General features: G+C 56.0%; 20 protein-coding genes. 17 read left to right on the top strand and 3 right to left on the bottom strand.

Annotated elements, in window-relative coordinates; all coding sequences use genetic code 11:
• Positions 1–104: 104 nt before the first annotated feature.
• The 5 genes from tmk (at position 105) to LA5095_RS26460 (ending at position 4,104) form a co-directional block, all read left to right on the top strand.
• Positions 105–791: a dTMP kinase gene (gene tmk / locus LA5095_RS26480; RefSeq protein WP_055120588.1), complete on the top strand. Its 687-nt coding sequence runs from the start codon at positions 105–107 to the stop codon at positions 789–791.
• Positions 791–1,852, top strand: coding sequence for a DNA polymerase III subunit delta' (locus LA5095_RS26475; RefSeq protein WP_055120586.1), 1,062 nt, complete (start codon positions 791–793; stop codon positions 1,850–1,852). Before tmk ends, LA5095_RS26475 begins: the two co-directional genes overlap by 1 nt.
• A gap of 92 nt (positions 1,853–1,944) precedes the next feature.
• A complete protein-coding gene (locus LA5095_RS26470) occupies positions 1,945–2,751 on the top strand; it encodes a TatD family hydrolase (protein WP_055120584.1) in 807 nt (268 codons plus the stop codon).
• Positions 2,748–3,584 carry an MBL fold metallo-hydrolase gene (locus LA5095_RS26465; protein WP_055120583.1) on the top strand — a complete coding sequence of 279 codons (837 nt, stop codon included), beginning with the start codon at positions 2,748–2,750 and terminating at the stop codon, positions 3,582–3,584. Before LA5095_RS26470 ends, LA5095_RS26465 begins: the two co-directional genes overlap by 4 nt.
• A gap of 40 nt (positions 3,585–3,624) precedes the next feature.
• Entirely contained in the window at positions 3,625–4,104 is a 480-nt protein-coding gene (locus tag LA5095_RS26460) for a regulatory protein RecX (protein ID WP_235808883.1), read from the top strand.
• A 336-nt stretch (positions 4,105–4,440) separates the two neighbouring features.
• On the opposite strand, the gene LA5095_RS26455 is transcribed toward LA5095_RS26460, so the two are convergent.
• From LA5095_RS26455 to LA5095_RS26445, 3 genes are all read right to left on the bottom strand, one after another.
• Positions 4,441–5,538, bottom strand: a complete 1,098-nt coding sequence (locus LA5095_RS26455) for a linear amide C-N hydrolase (RefSeq protein ID WP_158510442.1) — start codon at positions 5,536–5,538, stop codon at positions 4,441–4,443.
• A gap of 85 nt (positions 5,539–5,623) precedes the next feature.
• Positions 5,624–6,085: an alternative ribosome rescue aminoacyl-tRNA hydrolase ArfB gene (arfB, locus tag LA5095_RS26450; protein WP_055120578.1), complete on the bottom strand. Its 462-nt coding sequence runs from the start codon at positions 6,083–6,085 to the stop codon at positions 5,624–5,626.
• Between the two features lie 2 nt (positions 6,086–6,087).
• Positions 6,088–6,759, bottom strand: coding sequence for a TetR family transcriptional regulator C-terminal domain-containing protein (locus LA5095_RS26445; protein ID WP_055120576.1), 672 nt, complete (start codon positions 6,757–6,759; stop codon positions 6,088–6,090).
• A 485-nt stretch (positions 6,760–7,244) separates the two neighbouring features.
• On the opposite strand from LA5095_RS26445, the gene aptA reads away from it, so the two are divergent.
• From aptA to LA5095_RS26385, 12 genes are all read left to right on the top strand, one after another.
• The gene (gene aptA / locus LA5095_RS26440) at positions 7,245–8,573 is read left to right on the top strand and encodes an omega-aminotransferase AptA (protein WP_055120574.1); all 1,329 of its coding nucleotides are present in this window, start codon (positions 7,245–7,247) and stop codon (positions 8,571–8,573) included.
• 25 nt (positions 8,574–8,598) lie between these two features.
• Positions 8,599–8,886 carry a cupin domain-containing protein gene (locus LA5095_RS26435; RefSeq protein WP_029065475.1) on the top strand — a complete coding sequence of 96 codons (288 nt, stop codon included), beginning with the start codon at positions 8,599–8,601 and terminating at the stop codon, positions 8,884–8,886.
• 10 nt (positions 8,887–8,896) lie between these two features.
• Positions 8,897–10,153 (top strand): Zn-dependent hydrolase, encoded by a 1,257-nt coding sequence (locus tag LA5095_RS26430; protein ID WP_055120572.1) that lies wholly within the window; start codon positions 8,897–8,899, stop codon positions 10,151–10,153.
• A 126-nt stretch (positions 10,154–10,279) separates the two neighbouring features.
• Positions 10,280–10,570, top strand: coding sequence for a GIY-YIG nuclease family protein (locus LA5095_RS26425; protein ID WP_055120571.1), 291 nt, complete (start codon positions 10,280–10,282; stop codon positions 10,568–10,570).
• Between the two features lie 103 nt (positions 10,571–10,673).
• Positions 10,674–12,134 (top strand): dihydropyrimidinase, encoded by a 1,461-nt coding sequence (gene hydA / locus LA5095_RS26420; RefSeq protein WP_208992872.1) that lies wholly within the window; start codon positions 10,674–10,676, stop codon positions 12,132–12,134.
• 112 nt (positions 12,135–12,246) lie between these two features.
• Entirely contained in the window at positions 12,247–13,053 is an 807-nt protein-coding gene (locus LA5095_RS26415) for an ABC transporter ATP-binding protein (protein ID WP_051645299.1), read from the top strand.
• Positions 13,043–13,522, top strand: a complete 480-nt coding sequence (locus LA5095_RS26410; RefSeq protein WP_055120569.1) for a GNAT family N-acetyltransferase — start codon at positions 13,043–13,045, stop codon at positions 13,520–13,522. Before LA5095_RS26415 ends, LA5095_RS26410 begins: the two co-directional genes overlap by 11 nt.
• On the top strand, positions 13,519–14,445 hold the full coding sequence (locus LA5095_RS26405; protein WP_055120567.1) for an ABC transporter permease: 927 nt from the start codon (positions 13,519–13,521) through the stop codon (positions 14,443–14,445). The genes LA5095_RS26410 and LA5095_RS26405 overlap by 4 nt, the downstream gene beginning before the upstream one ends.
• Complete coding sequence (locus LA5095_RS26400; protein WP_055120565.1) at positions 14,442–15,587, top strand: ABC transporter permease; 1,146 nt, start codon at positions 14,442–14,444, stop codon at positions 15,585–15,587. The genes LA5095_RS26405 and LA5095_RS26400 overlap by 4 nt, the downstream gene beginning before the upstream one ends.
• Before the next feature lie 150 nt (positions 15,588–15,737).
• The gene (gene mazG, locus LA5095_RS26395; protein ID WP_055120563.1) at positions 15,738–16,556 is read left to right on the top strand and encodes a nucleoside triphosphate pyrophosphohydrolase; all 819 of its coding nucleotides are present in this window, start codon (positions 15,738–15,740) and stop codon (positions 16,554–16,556) included.
• 444 nt (positions 16,557–17,000) lie between these two features.
• Complete coding sequence (locus LA5095_RS26390) at positions 17,001–17,726, top strand: transporter substrate-binding domain-containing protein (RefSeq protein ID WP_144436171.1); 726 nt, start codon at positions 17,001–17,003, stop codon at positions 17,724–17,726.
• 203 nt (positions 17,727–17,929) lie between these two features.
• Positions 17,930–19,216, top strand: coding sequence for an MFS transporter (locus tag LA5095_RS26385; RefSeq protein WP_055120559.1), 1,287 nt, complete (start codon positions 17,930–17,932; stop codon positions 19,214–19,216).
• Positions 19,217–19,253 lie beyond the last annotated feature (37 nt).

Here is a 19,253-nt window from a genome sequence, read left to right as displayed (position 1 = left end):
CTCTCCGCACCATAAACATTTGCGCAAATCCCTGCTAAAAGCCTGCGGGTCAATGGGTATCCGATCGGGAACGATTGAAACTTGCGAGTGGAGCCAGGAACAGTTTGCCGGGACATTTCATAACATTTGAAGGTGGAGAGGGCGCAGGCAAGTCGACTCAGATTGTTCGGCTGAAGGCCTTCCTGGAGAGTTTCGGGAAATCCGTCATCGTCACGCGGGAGCCCGGTGGTTCTCCCGGAGCAGAAAAGATCCGTTCAATGCTTCTGTCCGGCGGGGCAAAGGACCTGGGACCGCGCGGTGAAGCAATGCTGTTTGCCGCAGCCCGTGCGGATCATGTCGACGTGACCATCAAACCGGCACTGGAACGCGGTGACTGGGTCCTTTGCGACAGATACGCTGATTCAACGCGTGTCTATCAGGGCGAGGCCGGTGTCGATCAGGACTATCTGAAACTGCTCGAGACAGCTGCCATTGCCGGCTTGCATCCCGACATGACGATCCTGATCGATGTTCCACCTGAAATAGGTCTCAGCCGTGTTGCCAAAAGATCCGAGAGCGATGAAAGCGGCGGGCCGGACCGTTTCGAAGACGAGGCTGTCGCAGTACACGAACGGCGCCGGAAACTGTTCCTTCAGTTGGCTCTGGAAGAAGCTTACCGGTTCACCATCGTGGATGGTTCCAGGGACGAGGATTTCACGGAACAGGCAGTCCGCAAGGCGGTTCTGGAGGCATTTTCCGGGGATCTCGTCGACATGGGCAAGTTGTCGCAAAGATCAGAGGTTCATCTCTGATGGCTCGCAGAAACGAACCGGTCGAAATTCCGGAAGTCGATGCAATCGCGGGATATCCGCTGCCACATGAACAGAAATTGCTGATCGGGCATCGTGATACAGAGCTTGCACTGCTGAACGCCTATCGCTCGCAACGTTTGCATCATGCCTGGATTTTGGGCGGCCCCAAGGGGATTGGCAAGGCGACGCTGGCATTTCGGTTCGCGAAATTCGTCATTGCGAACCCTGACAGGTTCGGAAGTGTTGCCGCCGCGGCGCAGAATCTGAGCATACCGGAGGACCACCCCGTTACGCGCCAGGTAACAGCCGGTGGACATCCCAACATTCTTCATCTTCGGCGTCCCTGGGATGAAAAAGCGAAGCGTTTCAAGGCGGATCTTCCGGTTGACGAGGTCCGGCGTACAGTCTCGTTCTTCGGCACGACTGCCTCAGCCAAGGCATGGCGTATCTGCATTGTCGATGCTGCGGACGACATGAATGCAAGTTCCGCCAATGCGCTTTTGAAGACCCTGGAAGAACCCCCGGAGCGCTGCCTGTTTCTGGTTCTCAGTCACGCGCCGGGACGATTGCTGCCGACGATCCGTTCCAGGTGCCGCCGCCTGGACATGTCCCTCCTCGTTGTGACGGAGATTTGCGAGGGACTTCAGGCTCTTGCCGGCAATGCTGCGCCTGCATCTGACGATCTGACCGACCTTGCCCGCATTGCCGATGGCAGCCTGCGCTCGGCCATATCATTGCTGTCGGGTGACGGGCTTGAAATTGCAAAGGGATTACGCCGTCTGGCCGACAATTCCGCGCAACTGGATCTTGCCGCCGTACACACGCTTGCCGATCTCGTTTCCGCGCGAGGACAGTCGGACAACTGGGATAATTTCCGGCATGTTCTTGGGGTTTGGCTTCACGAACGCATGCGTCAGGACGTGCAAAGTGGAGTGCGGCAGGCCTATCGATATGTCGAACTGTGGGAAAAGACCAACCGTGCAATAAGCGATGCCGAAGCGCTCAATCTGGACCGGAAACAAGTGGTTCTCGAGTTTTTTTTCGCGCTGCGCGCTGCGTGAGCAACACTGTACTTGGGTAAAAATCCGATTCCGGGTATCAAGGCGCGCCGTAACATATCGCTTTGCAGACATTTTCAGTTCCAGGACACTTCATGCTTGTCGACAGCCATTGCCACCTAGACTTTCCGGATTTTGACGGCGAGCGAGACGCCTTGATCGCGCGCGCGCATGAGGCTGGCGTCGGCCTGATGGTGACGATCTGCACCCATATCCGAAAATTCGACAAGATCAGGGCGATCGCCGAAGAATACCCGGAAGTCTATTGTTCAGTCGGTACCCATCCGCATAATGCCGGCGCTGAACGCGGAATTCCGGTCGAGGAAATTGTCTCCCTGGCCGCGCATCCCAAGGTCGTTGCGATTGGAGAAGCAGGCCTGGATTATTTCTACGACAAGTCCCCGCGCGACGCCCAGGCTGAAGGTCTCCGCACCCACATTGAAGCCGCCCGGCAAACCGGTCTGCCCCTGGTCATTCACTCCCGCGATGCCGATGAAGACATGGCCGAAATTCTGCGCGATGAAATGGGGAAGGGGGCCTTCCCGGCCCTCCTGCACTGCTTCTCATCCGGTCGCGAGCTTGCGATGACCGGCATTGAACTTGGTCTCTATGTTTCCTTTTCCGGCATCCTGACGTTCAAGAAATCCGAAGAATTGCGTGAAATCGCGAGGGTACTGCCGCCGGAACGGCTCCTGGTTGAGACCGATGCACCCTACCTGGCACCGCAACCAAGGCGCGGCAAGCGCAATGAACCGGCCTATACGGCGATGACTGCTGCCGTTCTTGCTGAGGTTCGGGGTGTTTCGGCAGAAGAAATAGCGGCCCAGACAACTGAAAACTTCTTCCGCCTCTTCAAGAAAGTACCCGGAAACGCAGGGCAGACAGGAGTTGTCTCGTCATGAGTGTAGAACTGACCATTCTCGGTTCAGGATCTTCTGCCGGAGTACCCCGAATTGGCAACGACTGGGGCGCGTGCGATCCCGATGAGCCGAAAAACCGGCGCTCACGTTGTTCTCTGCTGATTGAAAAACGCGGTGAATACGGCTGCACGACGGTGCTGGTCGACACGGGGCCTGACCTCAGGCAACAAATGCTTGCAGCAAATGTCCTCCATGTGGACGCTGTCCTTTACACCCACCCACACGCCGATCACCTGCACGGAATAGACGACTTGCGCGCATTCTGGCTTCTCAGTCGTCGTCGCATGCCTGTCTACATGGACACGGAAACCTATCGTCACGCCCGTCAGGCCTTCAAATACTGTTTTGAAAAGCCGGCCGGCTCCAATTACCCGCCAATTCTTGAACATCGGCTAATCGAACCTGGCAAGCATGTCGAGATCATAGGCGACGGCGGAACACTGACCATTGAGCCTATACCGGTAGCGCACGGTGAAATTGATGCGCTTGGTTTCCGGATAGACGATGCCGCTTATGTACCAGACGTCTCGGATATCTCTCCAGATAGCCTCAACATATTGAAAAAACTCGACTTATTGATCCTGGATTGCCTCCGAAGAGCACCACATCCGAGCCATTTCTGCCTGGAAGACTCGCTTGACTGGACGGGGCGTATCGCACCTAAAAGGACCATTTTTACCAATCTGCACTGCGATCTGGACTATCAAACTCTGCGTGACGAGTTGCCGGAGAACATCGAACCGGCGTTCGACAATATGCAGATCGACCTGACCGAGCTGGCCGAAGAAATCCACACACCAACACATGCCGGATAAGTCACGACCAAAACTACCGACCGTGGACAGATTGACCAGAGTGGCGATCCACTATCTGGAACGCTACAATTCATCTGCAAGCAACCTGAAAAAGCTCCTGGAACGCCGGGTTCTGAAAGCTTGTCGACATCATGAACGTGACCCTGGCGAATTCACGGAGATGATCGAAACCGTCGTTGAAAAATGCGTCAAAGCCGGTCTTGTGAACGATCGAACCTACGCGGAAACAAAGACGGCCAGTCTCAGACGTCGCGGCGGTTCCAGGCGCAAGATTGAAGCACAGCTGTCAGCCAAGGGTGTCGATCGCGACACAATCCAATCTGTACTCAACGACGACCAGGCGTCAGATGCCGAAGCAGCTAATGTATATGCACGACGGCGTCGGCTTGGTCCGTTCAGAAAATCCGCCGACAGGATTGAGCGACGCGACAGGGATCTGGCGGCGATGTGCCGTGCGGGATTTGCGTTCGACATTTCCAGGCGGGTCATAGATGCAACGGACGAAGACGAAGGCGCTTAGTGCGCTTTGTCAGGACACGGATGCATAGACACGGCTAAACCTCTGAGAACGCGCGCCGTTTCACTTGTATAAAAATATTCCATAATATTGATTATGCGAAATGGCCATACACTTGTGGTCACACTGTCGATGCCGGTCTCCATCTCCCCTGATGGATGGATCGGATCTCACCCTGATGAAAGCATCTTCAAAACCAACGTCTGGGTGAGACAGCGCGCTCCCAGACAAATGTTCGGGTTCCATGCAGGACATACTAGCGCGTTCAGAACCTTGCGGGTAACAAACAGCCACGGCCTTGTGTCCGGCGATTGGCGGATCCGGATTTTCAAGACCAGTCTAGTAAACGTCCTGGAGCAGACCGATCCCATCACCACCAAGGTCCGGCAAACTTGCCAGCGGCGCAGAGAGTATGCGGCTTGCGCCGTCAAATGCCTTCAGATCAAAGCGCGTAAAATTGAGCGCCTCATAAGCCCTGACATGATAGTGGCAGCGTGCCGTGTCGGAGAGCTGGGTCCACGTGGTGTATTCGGTCGAATTCTCGCTGTTCTCAAGCCCCAGGGTTTCGCCGAACGCGTCGCCTGTTTCGGGATCCGTAACCGACAACCCGCGCACCCGATCGAAATTGTTCATGATATGACTGAGTGTGCGCACGGCTACGTCAGGGTCGCAAACCTTCTCGGCAAACGTTGCAAAATAGGCAGCCTTGACGAACCGGCCGACAGACGTCGTGTCTGACGGAATACCCGCCATTGAAATACCGGCATCCGGCTGGCGTAAATCCAATTGTCCTAGTCTTCCGGCTGACCGGTCCCGATTGTCCAGATGTGCATAGTTGTTGATGTTGATCAGGTGCCAGGAGAACTGCGGTCCGTTTGTCATAACACCGACAGGATTATCGTAAATTGTGAGCTTTCCCTCGTGGAACTCGATGACAATCGCGTCGCCCTCACGGTCGTAGAGCGAATAGTGAAATGGCGGCTGGCTGCCCATTCCGTCAAGTGGTTCCAGCTTCAGTGTAACCGCCTCCAACGCGGCACGAACTTCGTTGACGGTCGAAAACTGTCCGAGCGCCCAGGCGCCCAGATCGATCACATTGAGCCCCGATGCCTTGGAAAGACGCTCCGGTTGCGGTCCGCCTGAATCGGGATACGCGAGGACATTGAATACAAGTCCGGCAGAATTCATGCCATCCACAATGGTATGGTTCTGGAAGGTCCGTGGCGCTGGCCGCACCTCTGGCGGAGCGTAAAAAACCCCGATAATTCCGTAGTTTGTGACGAAACGTAGAGGCGTGTCACTACCTGCTGTTTCAGAAGTCCAGGCCTGGCCCTGTGGAACAAAGGCAACCTCATAGGCCAGTTGCGCACCGAGTTCCATCGTGCGCCCGCAATAAACACGCCCCTTGGCGTCCCTGTAAATCAGTGACGTGCACACAAGCAATCCCCCACCACGTGTTCAAAGAACAGAAACAGCCCCGGCCTGAAACGAATGTACGACCGGAAAAGCCCACCTTTAGTGCTCAGTCGTCCAACTTCCCTGCCCGCCCTCGCATCTTCTTGATCTGACCGCGCTGCTTCTTCGCATCCAAACGTCGTTTTTTTGAACCGAGCGTCGGCTTTGTTGCCTTGCGCGGTTTTGGTTTTTCGGTCGCCCTGCGCAGCAGTTCAAGCAGCCGTTCGAGCGCATCCTCGCGATTGCGTTCACGGGTTCGAAACCGGTCAGCCTGAAGGATGATTTCACCATGCAGTGTCAGCCGGCTGCCGGCCAGTCTTGCGGCCCGGGACTTGACGTCCTGCGGCAAGGTTTCGTTGCCGGCCAGATTGAACCGCAACTGGACCGCCGTTGAAACCTTGTTGACGTTCTGACCGCCCGGTCCGGAGGCGCGAACGAAATCTTCCGTGAGATCATCCTTCAGGATATGAAGACTTCCGGTAACCGGAATACGTTTGGAGGCAAAAGGGTCCGAGGGATCATCGCTCATGTTCAGTCGTCGTTACCTGGTGCTGTCAGGCCGACCCCGTTCAAGATCAGCGTTGTAATAGAGGTTTCCGTTTCCTTGAAAAACACTGGGTCGCTCAGGTCTTTGCCTGTCAAGGCCCTGATCTGGATCGAAAAATCGGCGTAGTGCTGCGTGGTCGCCCAGATCATGAATATCAATTGCACCGGGTCGACCTGACGCATTTTCCCGGCGTCGATCCAGTCCTGGATGACCCTGGATTTTTCCGAGACCAGGCGTCTGAGATCTCCTTCCAGTATCGGAAGGATCTGCGGCGCGCCTTGCATGACCTCGTTTGCAAACAGTCTGGAGGCTTCGGGAAATGTCGCCGACATTTCTATCTTTTGGCGAATATACGCTGCAAGCTCCCGCGCCGGCTCACCTCCGGGATCCAGAGTTTTCAGCGGAGCGAGCCAGACCTCAAGGATATGCGCAAGTGTTGCCTTGTAGATCGCTTCCTTGGACGAAAAATAGTAAAGCAGGTTCGACTTCGACATGCCCGCTTCTGCCGCGATCCGCTCCACTGTTGCCCCGGAAAAGCCTTTTCTGGAAAACTCACTCAACGCGGCATCTAGAATAAGAGAACGGTTCCTTTCCTGGATCCGGCTCAAGCCTCCGTTCTTTGGTGTATCAGACGCCTGCCCGCCAAGACTCATCATGAAAAATTCCGATCACAGCCGAAATGGCTGCCCTTCCGATTGCCATTTTTGCGGGCGAATCCCCCAACCGAATTCGCTCCGCACCGGATCGTACCAGACGCTTCCGACAGCGTTAGACCAGAATTTGGTCACATAGATCGGAATTGCATCTTGACCATTTGGTCAAATTACACCTAGGGTAAATTGACCAAGTGGTCAGAAGGCTAATCGATCATTAGACGACCCGCAACGGGAGAAGTCTTGAAGGTTCGGCTGGATCTGACCATCATAAACAAAACCGGCAAAAGCCGGACAAGGCCAAAGGCCGCACAGAGGATAACAGGCGTTTCGCTCGGGTTGGATTACCTCGCGAGGCGCTTTGAACAGCGTGGGGAGAGGACCAGTGCTGCCGGAACTGCCGATGCTGCAGGACGGCGATCCGCGCCTTTCTCTCCTTCACATGACAATCAACAGACGATCTGCTCAGGCAGACGCAAGGAGGATGCATGTCAGCTCCAAACCATGCTGCAACCAATAACCTCGAAGCCTTCTGGATGCCCTATACGGCCAATCGGCAGTTCAAACAGGCGCCGCGCATGTTCGTATCCGCAAAGGACATGCACTATACCACCGCCGATGGACGCCAGGTTCTTGATGGTACGGCGGGTCTTTGGTGCTGCAATGCCGGACACTCACGACCAAGGGTCGTCGAGGCGGTTCAAAGCCAGATAGCAGAACTCGATTATGCGCCGGCGTTCCAGATGGGACATCCGAAGGCATTCGAGCTTGCCGCCCGACTTGCGGCCATGATGCCCTCTCCGCTCGATCACGTCTTTTTCACCAATTCCGGATCTGAAAGCGTCGACACGGCCCTGAAGATCGCCCTGGCCTATCAACGCGCCATCGGTCAGGGAACCCGGACACGGCTGATCGGCCGGGAACGCGGCTATCACGGGACCGGTTTCGGCGGCATTTCGGTCGGCGGCATCGTCGCCAACCGCAGAACATTCGGTACGATGCTGACCGGTGTCGACCATATGCGCCACACGCACGATCCCGAGCGCAATGCGTTCTCGCGCGGCATGCCGGAAAATGGAGCCGAATACGCGGAAGATCTGATCCGTATCATCCAGCTTCACGACCCCTCAACGATTGCCGCCGTGATCGTCGAGCCCGTCGCCGGATCAACGGGCGTGCTCATCCCGCCCAAGCACTACCTGGAACGACTGCGGGAGATTTGCACGCAGAACGGAATTTTGCTGATCTTCGACGAGGTCATCACCGGATTCGGACGCCTCGGATCGCCTTTTGCGACCGATTTCTTCGGTGTGACGCCAGATCTGGTAACGACAGCGAAGGGCTTGACCTCGGGCGTCATCCCGATGGGGGCCGTCTTCTGTTCCTCCGACATCTACCAGGCCTTCATGACCGGCCCCGACCACATGATCGAGTTGTTCCATGGCTACACCTATTCCGGTCATCCGGTAGCCTGTGCGGCCGCACTTGCAACACTCGACACCTATGACGAGGAAGACCTGCTTACCCGTGCAGCCGAACTTGCACGACACTGGGAAGACGGCCTGCATGCGTTGAAGGACTGTCCGAATGTAATCGACGTTCGAAACCTCGGTCTGATTGGTGCTGTCGAACTGGAACCCATTGCGGGAGAGCCGACCAAACGCGCCTTTTCGGCCTTCCTCAAGGCCTACGATGATGGCATCCTGATCCGCACGACGGGCGATATCATCGCCCTCTCCCCACCCTTGATCATTTCCAGGGATCAGATCGACGAGCTGTTCGACAAACTCAGGACAGTTCTCAACACCATCGACTGAGCCAGAAAGACGAAAGCTTAGCGTGATGCAAAGACCACCGGCGACCGCCACGCAACTGATCGACGACGACAGGGTCCGTGTGACCCGTTTCGACTTTGAACCGGGTGCGGAAACCGGCTGGCACCGGCATGGTATGGACTATGTCATCACGACATTGACGGACTGCCGGATGCTGCTTGAGGAACCGGGTGGTGAAAGCCGCGAAGTTCTCATTCCCTCCGGCACCGTCTATCGCCGCGATGAAGGCGTGGAACACAACGTAATCAATGGCGGGGACGCACCCATGTCCTTTGTTGAAACCGAATTGAAATAGGAGATTTCCAATGGCAGCTCCGGGCGAAAACCTGAGGATCAACGCAGACCGTCTGTGGGACAGTCTGATGGAAATGGCCAAGATCGGTCCGGGTGTCGCAGGTGGCAACAATCGTCAGACGCTGACAGACGAAGACGCCGAGGGGCGCAGGCTTTTCCAGAAATGGTGCGAGGAAGCCGGCATGACGATGGCCGTCGACACCATGGGCAATATGTTCATGACCCGCCCGGGCACGGATCCCGATGCCCTGCCGGTCTATGTCGGCTCCCACCTCGACACGCAGCCCACCGGCGGCAAATACGATGGTGTACTTGGCGTGCTCGGTGGACTGGAACTGGTGCGGACGATGAATGATCTTGGCCTCAAGACCAGGCATCCGATCGTTGTTACCAACTGGACCAACGAAGAAGGCACGCGCTACGCACCCGCGATGCTCGCATCCGGGGTATTCGCAGGGGTCCATACCCAGGACTGGGCCTATGATCGTGAAGATGCGGAAGGCAAGAAATTCGGAGATGAACTGAAGCGCATCGACTGGGTAGGTGACGAGGAAGTCGGAGCCCGAAAGGACAAGATGCACGCCATGTTCGAACTTCATATCGAACAGGGCCCGATCCTGGAATCCGAAGGCAAGGATATCGGTGTCGTCACCCACGGCCAGGGCCTTTCCTGGACCCAGGTCACTGTTATCGGCAAGGACAGCCACACCGGTTCAACTCCAATGCCCATGCGCAAGAACGCCGGTCTTGCCATGGCAAAAATCCTGGAACTCGTCGACGAGATCGCCTGGTCGCATGCCCCGCACGCGGTTGGAGCCGCCGGTCATATCGACGTTTATCCGAATTCGCGTAATGTGATTCCCGGCAAAACCGTCTTCACCGTTGATTTCCGCTCGCCTGATCTCGCTGTCATCAAGGACATGGAGGACAGACTTAAGGCCGGCGGCAAGACGATTTGTGACGACATGGGGCTCGAGGTCGAGTTCGAGAAAGTCGGCGGCTTCGACCCGGTTGAATTCGACCACGGCTGCGTTGACGCGGTCCGCAGCGCCGCCGAACGTCTTGGCTACAGCCACCGCAACATCATTTCCGGCGCTGGTCATGACGCCTGCTGGGTCAACAAGGTTGCCCCGACAGCCATGATCATGTGTCCCTGTGTCGACGGTCTTTCGCACAACGAGGCGGAAGAGATATCGCGCGAATGGGCCAAGGCCGGCGCGGACGTCCTGTTCCATGCCGTGGTCGAGACCGCAGAAATCGTGGAATAGTACCGTTGGAGTTGGCCCAGGATCAGGTCCGGGCAGTCCAGATGAAACCATCGCCGTCTCGGCGCGGAGCCAAGACCCGGTTTTGAACTTTTGCACCGGATCAGAAGCGAATATCAGTAAGGAACCATGGCCTATTTCGTCTACATTCTCGCGGACAAGCCAAACGGAAACGTGCATGTCGGATCGGCGAGCGATTTGCGCGAAGGGATCGCACGGGACAGTGCCGCGGCTATGTCCAACGGCAGTGCCGATGGGACACGCTTTGAAACACTTGTCTATTTTGAGGTCCTCTCGGACGAAAATGAAGCTATTCAACAGGAACAACAGCTCAAGAGCGCGCCAAAACAAACGATCAATGACATGATCGCCAGGTTCAATCCGCAATGGAAGGATCTCAGCGGTCAGATTCCTTTTTGATCGGTGCGCTCCAAAATCTCTTCGCCGTCCCGGCCCTGCGCCGGGACCTGAACACGCAGGAGTTAGACATTCGCCAGATAGAGGCAACACAAAAAGGGGAACGATGATGGCAAGCAAAGTGATCAAGGGCGGCACGGTTGTGACCGCTGACCTGTCCTATGAAGCCGATGTGAAGATCGAGGGCGGCAGGATCGTGGAGATCGGTCCCAACCTTTCTGGCGATGAAACGCTGGATGCAACCGGCTGTTACGTCATGCCCGGCGGCATCGATCCGCATACGCACCTGGAAATGCCCTTCATGGGAACGTTCTCCTCCGACAATTTCGACAGTGGCACCCGCGCCGCTCTCGCCGGCGGGACCACCATGGTTGTCGACTTTGCCCTGCCCTCGCCCGGTCAGTCACTGCTCGAAGCGCTGCAGATGTGGGACAACAAGTCGACAATGGCCCATTGCGACTATTCCTTCCACATGGCGATCACATGGTGGGGTGAACAGGTCTTCAACGACATGCAGGAAGTCGTTCAGAAGAAGGGCATCAACACCTTCAAGCACTTCATGGCCTACAAGGGCGCCCTGATGGTGAACGACGACGAGATGTTCGCCTCCTTCCAGCGCTGCGCCGAACTCGGTGCCCTGCCCCTCGTTCATGCGGAAAACGGTGATGTCGTTGCGACCCTGCAGCAGAAACTGCTCGCGGAAGGCCACAACGGTCCGGAAGGTCACGCTCATTCCCGCCCGCCTGAAGTCGAGGGCGAAGCCACCAACCGCGCCATCATGATTGCCGACATGGCAGGCGTGCCGGTCTATATCGTGCACACGTCGTCCGAACAGGCCCACGAGGCAATTCGCAGGGCGCGTCAGAACGGTATCCGCGCCTACGGCGAACCGCTGATCCAGCACCTCACCCTGGACGACAGCGAGTATTTTCATCACGACTGGGACCACTCCGCGCGCCGCGTGATGTCACCTCCCTTCCGGGACAAGAAACATCAGGACTCGCTCTGGGCTGGTCTTGCCGCAGGATCACTTCAGGTGGTTGCCACCGACCACTGCGCGTTTACAACAGACCAGAAGCGCACAGGTGTCGGCGATTTCACCAAGATCCCCAACGGCACCGGTGGCCTTGAGGACCGCATGCCGATGCTGTGGACCTATGGCGTCAACACGGGTCGCCTGACACCGAATGAATTTGTCGCTGTGACTTCAACCAACATTGCAAAAATCCTCAATATTTATCCGAAAAAAGGAGCAATTTTGGTCGGCGCGGACGCGGACCTTGTGGTCTGGGATCCGGCAAAGGAAAAGACGATCTCCGCAAACAGCCAGCAGTCGGCGATCGACTACAACGTCTTCGAGGGCAAGCATGTCAAGGGACTGCCGCGCTACACCCTCACGCGCGGCCGTGTCGCCGTGGAAGACGGCGCAGTCAACCACCAGCAGGGCCATGGCGAATTCGTGGCACGAGAACCGTTCCAGGCCGTCAACACAGCCCTCAGCACCTGGAAGGAGGTCACCGCGCCACGGAAGGTGGAACGCACCGGCATTCCGGCAAGCGGTGTCTGACATGGATCGCGTCTTCTCGTTGAGGGAAGACGCGATCCCTTCCCGTGGAACGGCCCCGACTCGTGTAGCGAGGTAACAAATGACTGCTCTTGCCAGCGCAAAGGACACCGGAATGGTGGAAACAACAATAAGCGCAAGCCCGAACAGGGTGATCGACATAGACAACCTGTCGCTGACCTTCCAGACCAATGACGGTCCGGTTCACGCGCTGTCCGACATCGATCTCAAGATCGATGAAGGCGATTTCGTTTCCTTTATCGGTCCGTCAGGTTGCGGAAAAACAACGCTGCTGCGCGTTATTGCCGACCTTGAACAGCCGACCGCCGGTTCGATCACCGTCAACGGGGTGTCTCCGCAAGAAGCTCGGCTCAATCGGGCTTACGGCTACGTCTTTCAGGCCGCGGCGCTGTATCCCTGGCGGACCATTGCCAAGAATGTTGCCTTGCCTCTGGAGATCATGGGGCTTTCCAGGGCGGAGCAAAAAGAGCGCATCGCAAGGAACATGGAACTCGTGAACCTTGCCGGGTTTGAGAAAAAGTACCCCTGGCAACTGTCCGGTGGCATGCAGCAACGTGCCTCGATCGCCCGCGCTCTTGCCGTCGAACCGGATCTCCTGCTCATGGACGAGCCTTTCGGAGCGCTTGACGAGATTGTACGCGATCACCTGAACGAACAGCTTCTTCAACTCTGGGCCAAGACCAACAAGACTGTGGTCTTCGTCACCCACTCCATACCCGAAGCCGTATTCCTGTCCTCAAAGATCGTCGTCCTCTGCCCCCGTCCCGGGCGCATTTACGATGTCATCGAAAGCAACCTGCCGCGCGAGCGAAATCTGGATATTCGCGAGTCCCCGGAATTCCTCAAGATCGCGCACCGGGTAAGGGATGGTCTCAGGGCAGGACATTCCTATGAGGATTGAGCCAGAGGAAACATACGAGATCCGCAACGCAAACCGCGTTGACATGGCTCGGTGCGGGGAGATCCTGAACGACTGGATCGATGAAACCCCCTGGATGCCGCGCGTCCATTCGCATGAAGACGTTGTCCGATACCACCGCGAGTTCGTTTATGAAAACCGCGACGTTCTGGTAGCGGAAACGGATGACAACGAGATCCACGGCTTCGCCGCAACAAGCACCGATGCCTTTGTGACCGGGTTTTATCTGGCCACAAAGGCGCGTAACAAGGGCTTGGGTCAATTGATGCTCGAACGCATCAAGGAAGAAAACCCCGCGGGATTGAGCCTCTGGACCTTCGTCGCCAACTCCGGCGCGCAAAATTTCTACAAGCGGGATGGTTTCAAAGAGGTCCGGCGCACTGACGGTGACAACGAAGAAAACCTGCCTGACATCCTGTTTGCCTGGAAGCCGGACGGAGCAACCGCATGACCGACACCACCCTCCCGTCGCCTCGCAACAACCTCAACCCGTTCGCCGGGCTCATGTCCGGGACCGTCGGGCCTGTAACGGTTGTCGTTCTGTCAATCCTGGCAATCTGGTACATCTCCGCAGCGGTCCTTAACACGCCGTTCCAGCAGGAGATGTACGAGCGCGCAGGTCAGGAACATGTCCAGTTCACCCGGTTCATCGCCGATACCTGGGCTCAGGAAAGACCCGTTTTGCCCGCCCCGCATCAAGTCATCGTCGAAATCTGGAACACGACGGTTGAAAAGAAAATCACGTCGAAACGATCACTGATCTACCACAGCAGCATCACGCTTTCTTCCACGTTGCTCGGTTTCCTGATAGGCACTTCGCTGGGAATACTGCTCGCAGTCGGCATCGTGCATTCCAGAGTGCTCGACAAATCCCTGATGCCATGGATCATCTCTTCACAGACGATTCCGATCCTCGCAATCGCACCCATGATCATCGTGGTACTGAACGCGGTAGGCATTTCCGGGCTGCTGCCCAAGGCAATGATCTCCACGTATCTCTCGTTTTTTCCGGTCGCTGTCGGCATGGTCAAGGGCCTTAGATCGCCGGAAATCATCCACATGGACCTGATGCACACTTATTCCGCAAGCCGTTTCCAGGCCTTCTGGAAGCTGCGTCTGCCCTATGCCGTGCCGTTTCTCTTTACCTCCATGAAGATCGGCATGGCAGCATCGCTTGTCGGTGCCATTGTCGGTGAACTGCCAACTGGCGCTGTAGCGGGTCTGGGCGCCCGGTTGCTCGCTGGTTCCTACTACGGTCAGACGATCCAGATATGGTCAGCGTTGATCGTTGCCGCCTTCCTGGCGGGTTCACTCGTCGCACTGATCGGGATACTTGAAAAGATCGCGCTGAAACGCATGGGGATGGCACGATGACAACGACTGCGGTTTCCAAACGGCGCATTGATATGCCGGCCGTGCTCGCCTGGTTCGTCGTCGCCATGGTGGTCGTCGGCCTTTTCAGCCGGATTTTTCAACCTGACCTCGGTGTCATGGATATACCTCGCCTGGCCATATGCCTTGCGATCCTGGCAATTGCCGGCGTCCGCTACGAACTTGGGTTCATGCGCAACTGGGTCGGTGATCTGATACTCGGCTTGGTGACGGCAATCTCCGCCTGGCTCCTGGTGACAACCGTCTCAAATCATCAAGGCGACGCGGCCCTTGGCTTTTGGGCACTGACAGCCGCGACATGGGCAGCCTCCTGGCTGTTCGTCGAACGCCTTGCGATCTGGAAAACCAGGTCACCCCTCTCCACCCGGATCATCAATCTTGCGATACCGGCATTGTTCGGCATTTCCATTCTTGTGCTCTGGGAAATCATTGTCACCGGTGCAGGTGTCCCCAAGGTGTTGCTCCCTGCCCCGTCTGAAATCGGTGTCCGCCTTGCGACATCGGTCCCGATTCTTTGGGCGGATTTTCAACAGACATTCATGAAGGCCGTTCTGGCAGGCTATGCCATCGGATGCGGATCGGCATTCGTGGCAGCCATTCTCGTGGACCGGGTCCCGTTCCTGAGGCGCGGCCTGTTGCCGGTTGGCAACCTTGTGTCGGCTCTGCCGATCATTGGCGTTGCTCCCATCATGGTGATGTGGTTTGGCTTCGACTGGCCGTCCAAGGCAGCCGTCGTCGTCATCATGACATTCTTCCCGATGCTGGTGAACACGGTCGCCGGACTTGCGGCATCTGATGCTATGCAACGCGATCTTATGCGGACCTATGCCTCGAATTATTGGCAGACACTGTTCAAACTGCGCCTGCCGATGGCAATGCCTTTCATCTTCAACGCCTTGAAGATCAATTCCACTCTCGCGTTGATCGGGGCCATCGTCGCCGAGTTCTTCGGAACTCCGATCGTAGGTATGGGGTTTCGCATATCCACGGAAGTCGGCCGCATGAATGTGGACATGGTCTGGGCCGAGATCGCAGTTGCCGCGCTGGCTGGCTCGCTTTTCTACGGCATAATCGCCCTCATTGAACGGGCGGTCACTTTCTGGCATCCGTCCGTCCGCGGATAAATTGCCGCTCCACTTGTCTTCCCGGATATGTCAAAAGGCATAATCCGGGATCCGGTGCTCGCCACGTCAACGCAAGTCGATTAGCCGGCGCCACGGCTCAAGCGGTCCCGCCACCGCTGCAATGACAAGCAATCTGAAACAGGTTCTCTCATGACACCAAGCCGTGACATCGCCCGTCTTATCGAAATCATGGCCGCCTTGCGGACACCCGTTACCGGATGCCCCTGGGATCTGGAACAGTCTTTCGAAACGATCTCGCCCTACACTCTGGAAGAAGCCTACGAAGTTGCCGATGCGATCGCCAAGAACGACATGCCGGACCTTCGCGAGGAACTGGGAGACCTGCTCCTTCAGGTGGTTTACCACGCCCGCATGGCGGAAGAAGACAGGCATTTCGACTTCGGTGACGTGGTTGAAGGTATCACCAAAAAGATGATCCGTCGTCATCCGCACGTCTTCGGCGATGAAAACGGTGACAAGCCCGAACTGGTCAAGGGGATCTGGGAACGGATCAAGACCGAGGAGAAGGCCGAAAAACGGGCAGAAAGACAGGCGCTGGGACTGGAAGACGCGGACAAGGGGTTCCTGGACGACGTCCCAACCGCATTCCCCGCGCTGCAGGAAGCCGACAAACTGCAACGTCGCGCCTCCAAGGTCGGCTTTGACTGGAATGACGCCCGGCTTGTGCTCGACAAGATCCGCGAAGAAACCCACGAACTTGACGAAGAACTTTCCAGAGGCGAGCCCGACAAGGATCGCATTACCGACGAACTCGGCGACACATTGTTTGCACTTGCCAATCTTGCCCGGCATCTCGACATCGACCCTGAAGAAGCCCTGAGGCGAACAAACCGAAAATTCCGGCACCGTTTCGCAGCGATCGAGACCCACGCCCGAGAGGCTGACGTGAGTTTGGAAACCATGTCACTGGAGGAAATGGAAAGTGCCTGGCAAGCCGCGAAACGGTAACGACGAATTCAATGCATTGGGACATAAACGATGGCCTTGGACGTCAGCATCATCGACAGGGTGTTCTTGCTCAGATCTCACATATTGGAAACAAGACAACTGGCCAAAAACTGTAAGGTTTTCATCTGTACAAATCGCACGGAAGAACGGCACGTAATACTCAAGTTCAGATACGTGGGTAACACTCAGTAGCACAGGGTACACGAAATCGATTTCGAAAAATTTGCAGCACTTTTTCTGAGCTGAGCCCATAAGAATTGAGAATTCAGCCGCCTCGAATTCACGCAATAACAATTTGTAATTGACGTTGAGTTATAATATTAAAATATTGAATTAATATAGATTTTTAAGCGAAAGAGCACGATTACGGGTGTTTATTCAAACAGGCAGTTGTAGTTCAAACTGCGGTCAAGTTACATGACTTGGCTAAGGATATGCCTCGTCTTGATATTTCAGTCTGGTTTCAGCGCGAAAATGGCTCACGCGGAAACCTGGAAAATAGCTTCACTCGAGTGGCCACCTTATTCGAGTTCTTCACTAAGTAGCCAGGGAACGGCGATCTCCCGGCTTCGCAGTCTCCTCGCCCGGGCAGGAATATCACTCGAGGTGGAATTCGTGCCCTGGACCAGGGCACGAACAATCTCCGCTTCTGAGGACTTTGTCGGGTACTTTCCAGCCTGGCCTTCGGAGGTTGGTGTTGGTTTTGTTTCGACAAAAACCGTTGCATTTTCAAGGGTTGGTATCGTCAAAAGAGTCGAGTCGACACTTTCCTGGACAACCGTTGAAGACCTTTTTGCGAAATACAGGATCGGGTTTGTCCGCAACCATGTTTATCCGGCGGATTTGCAGAGGCTGATCTATCAGCACTATCAGCCTGAAGACGGTACTGAAAACGAGGAAGACCTCGCTCGTATCCTGGCAGCAGGCCGCATCGATGCCGCCCTGACCGACCCGGAAGTCATCCTGCATCTGGCCGACAAGCTGTCGCTGAACGGAATAGATAAAAGTACCGGAATACTGCAAATACAGCCTTTGTCGCTCGCGATCCACCGGTCCTCGGGCTACGAGGAACGTCTTGACCTGCTGAATGAGCTAATTGAAAAAGACACCGGGCCAAAGGTCGTTTGCTGTTTGTTGGACACTCCCCCTTCCGACGCTGAAGCCAGGTAACTTCATTTCCGTGTCCTGACTTTGCCGGCCTCGAATCCAGCCGCGTGTCTCTGCATATTTGCTCCAACGCGGCAGATCCCATTTGCAGCCCCTCCGGCAATTTCAAGTTCATTTCGAGCAGTTGACGCCACAGATGGCCTGGACACTTTCGTCTAGAGCCAGAAATTGGTACTCAGGTTTTCCAGCATTGAACAGGCTAGACAATGAACAAGAAAACGGCCTCCAAGGAACGAAGAAACCTTCCACTGCTGACCGGTCAGAGCACTTTGGCTCAGGCTGCATGGATGATGGCCAGCCCTTCAATCGTCCTGACATTTCTCGCCGTGTCTTTGGACATGCCCATCTTTCTCGTGGGCGCTCTGGTTTCCATTCGCCAGGCGGCAAGTTCGCTGACAGACATCTTTTTCTTTGACGCAATCGCCAGGATCAGAAATCGGAAACGCGCCCTGTCATTGTCCGACATGACGCTGGCTGTGTGTTTCGGTGCGACGATTATCGCCGTCCTGTTCGGTGACAAATTGCAGACAATGCTTGTCTTCATTGCCTGTGTATTCGTGATGGGGATGGTCGATGAATTTCAACAACTGCTGCAGACTGATTTCATCAGCGACAACCTGAATTCACGCTCAAGGATGACACTGAAATATGCACAAATGGCGCTGGGCGGCGGCATCGCGGTCGCACTCACCTGGCTTGCGCATGAATTGACACTCGACTTGCCGCCACTTCACCGGCACTCGATCGTTGTCGCAATCGGGGTCACATGTTTCACGCTCTCGGCATGCGCTGTGCTGGCTGTCAGGGATTTTTCTGCCAGTGCTTCAATGAGAGAGCCAGCAACCCGGTCCCCGATTGAGGCGCTTTCAAACTACATTTCCAACACAGTCACAATGATGCGGCACGGCTGGTTCAGAAAATTCATTGCCTTGAGATTGATCTTTGCCATGGTCGTTCTCTCTGTACCCTTCTTCTCGCTCATCTCCGCGGAATCGCATCACGCATCGAACAAGGGACTGACGGCTTTGATAATTTCCTATGCGATGGGTTACATAGTTGCAGGCCCGCTGTGGGGTGCACTCAACAATGTCTCGCACCGGCTTGTCATGGTCGCAAGCGCCCTGTTGGTGGCCGTTGCAGGGGCGACACTCGCGATCCTGCATATCTATGACATCGACCATGATGTCAGGATCCACGCTGCGGCACTCTTCACGGTGACAGTTGCCGTCAGGGGAATAATCACTGTGCTAAACCTCTACTACATGGATATCGCACCCAAGGATCAGCGCGTGAACGGCATTGCGGTGGCAAGATCGTTTGTCCGGATCATGATGATTTGCCTTTCGGCAACTCTGGCTGCCGTGGCACATCTTCAGGAAACTGTCTGGGCAATCATTTTTATCACACTCGCCAGTCTCGTTGCCGCGGTCGTGAGTCTGGTCGTGACACGTAACCGGCAAGACGAACTCTCAACGATTTCCGGAAAGATCTAGGTCTATGCTGTTGCCGTAGCCTCGGCGAACTCAACCG

This window comes from Roseibium album (assembly GCF_001404515.1).
Classification (GTDB): domain Bacteria; phylum Pseudomonadota; class Alphaproteobacteria; order Rhizobiales; family Stappiaceae; genus Roseibium; species Roseibium album.
The sequence above is the reverse complement of the archived record's forward strand: the minus strand, read 5'-3'. Positions and strand labels throughout refer to the sequence as shown.

Bases quoted from the DNA above. Each gene is read 5' to 3' on its own strand.
- hydA (WP_208992872.1), top strand. From the start codon at position 10,674: ATGATGGCAAGCAAAGTGATCAAGGGCGGCACGGTTGTGACCGCTGAC.
- LA5095_RS26435 (WP_029065475.1), top strand. From the start codon at position 8,599: ATGCAAAGACCACCGGCGACCGCCACGCAACTGATCGACGACGACAGG.
- LA5095_RS26385 (WP_055120559.1), top strand. From the start codon at position 17,930: ATGAACAAGAAAACGGCCTCCAAGGAACGAAGAAACCTTCCACTGCTG.
- LA5095_RS26405 (WP_055120567.1), top strand. From the start codon at position 13,519: ATGACCGACACCACCCTCCCGTCGCCTCGCAACAACCTCAACCCGTTC.
- LA5095_RS26410 (WP_055120569.1), top strand. From the start codon at position 13,043: ATGAGGATTGAGCCAGAGGAAACATACGAGATCCGCAACGCAAACCGC.
- mazG (WP_055120563.1), top strand. From the start codon at position 15,738: ATGACACCAAGCCGTGACATCGCCCGTCTTATCGAAATCATGGCCGCC.
- LA5095_RS26465 (WP_055120583.1), top strand. From the start codon at position 2,748: ATGAGTGTAGAACTGACCATTCTCGGTTCAGGATCTTCTGCCGGAGTA.
- LA5095_RS26400 (WP_055120565.1), top strand. From the start codon at position 14,442: ATGACAACGACTGCGGTTTCCAAACGGCGCATTGATATGCCGGCCGTG.
- LA5095_RS26445 (WP_055120576.1), bottom strand. From the start codon at position 6,759: ATGATGAGTCTTGGCGGGCAGGCGTCTGATACACCAAAGAACGGAGGC.
- LA5095_RS26470 (WP_055120584.1), top strand. From the start codon at position 1,945: ATGCTTGTCGACAGCCATTGCCACCTAGACTTTCCGGATTTTGACGGC.
- LA5095_RS26475 (WP_055120586.1), top strand. From the start codon at position 791: ATGGCTCGCAGAAACGAACCGGTCGAAATTCCGGAAGTCGATGCAATC.
- LA5095_RS26430 (WP_055120572.1), top strand. From the start codon at position 8,897: ATGGCAGCTCCGGGCGAAAACCTGAGGATCAACGCAGACCGTCTGTGG.
- aptA (WP_055120574.1), top strand. From the start codon at position 7,245: ATGTCAGCTCCAAACCATGCTGCAACCAATAACCTCGAAGCCTTCTGG.
- LA5095_RS26425 (WP_055120571.1), top strand. From the start codon at position 10,280: ATGGCCTATTTCGTCTACATTCTCGCGGACAAGCCAAACGGAAACGTG.
- LA5095_RS26415 (WP_051645299.1), top strand. From the start codon at position 12,247: ATGGTGGAAACAACAATAAGCGCAAGCCCGAACAGGGTGATCGACATA.
- arfB (WP_055120578.1), bottom strand. From the start codon at position 6,085: ATGAGCGATGATCCCTCGGACCCTTTTGCCTCCAAACGTATTCCGGTT.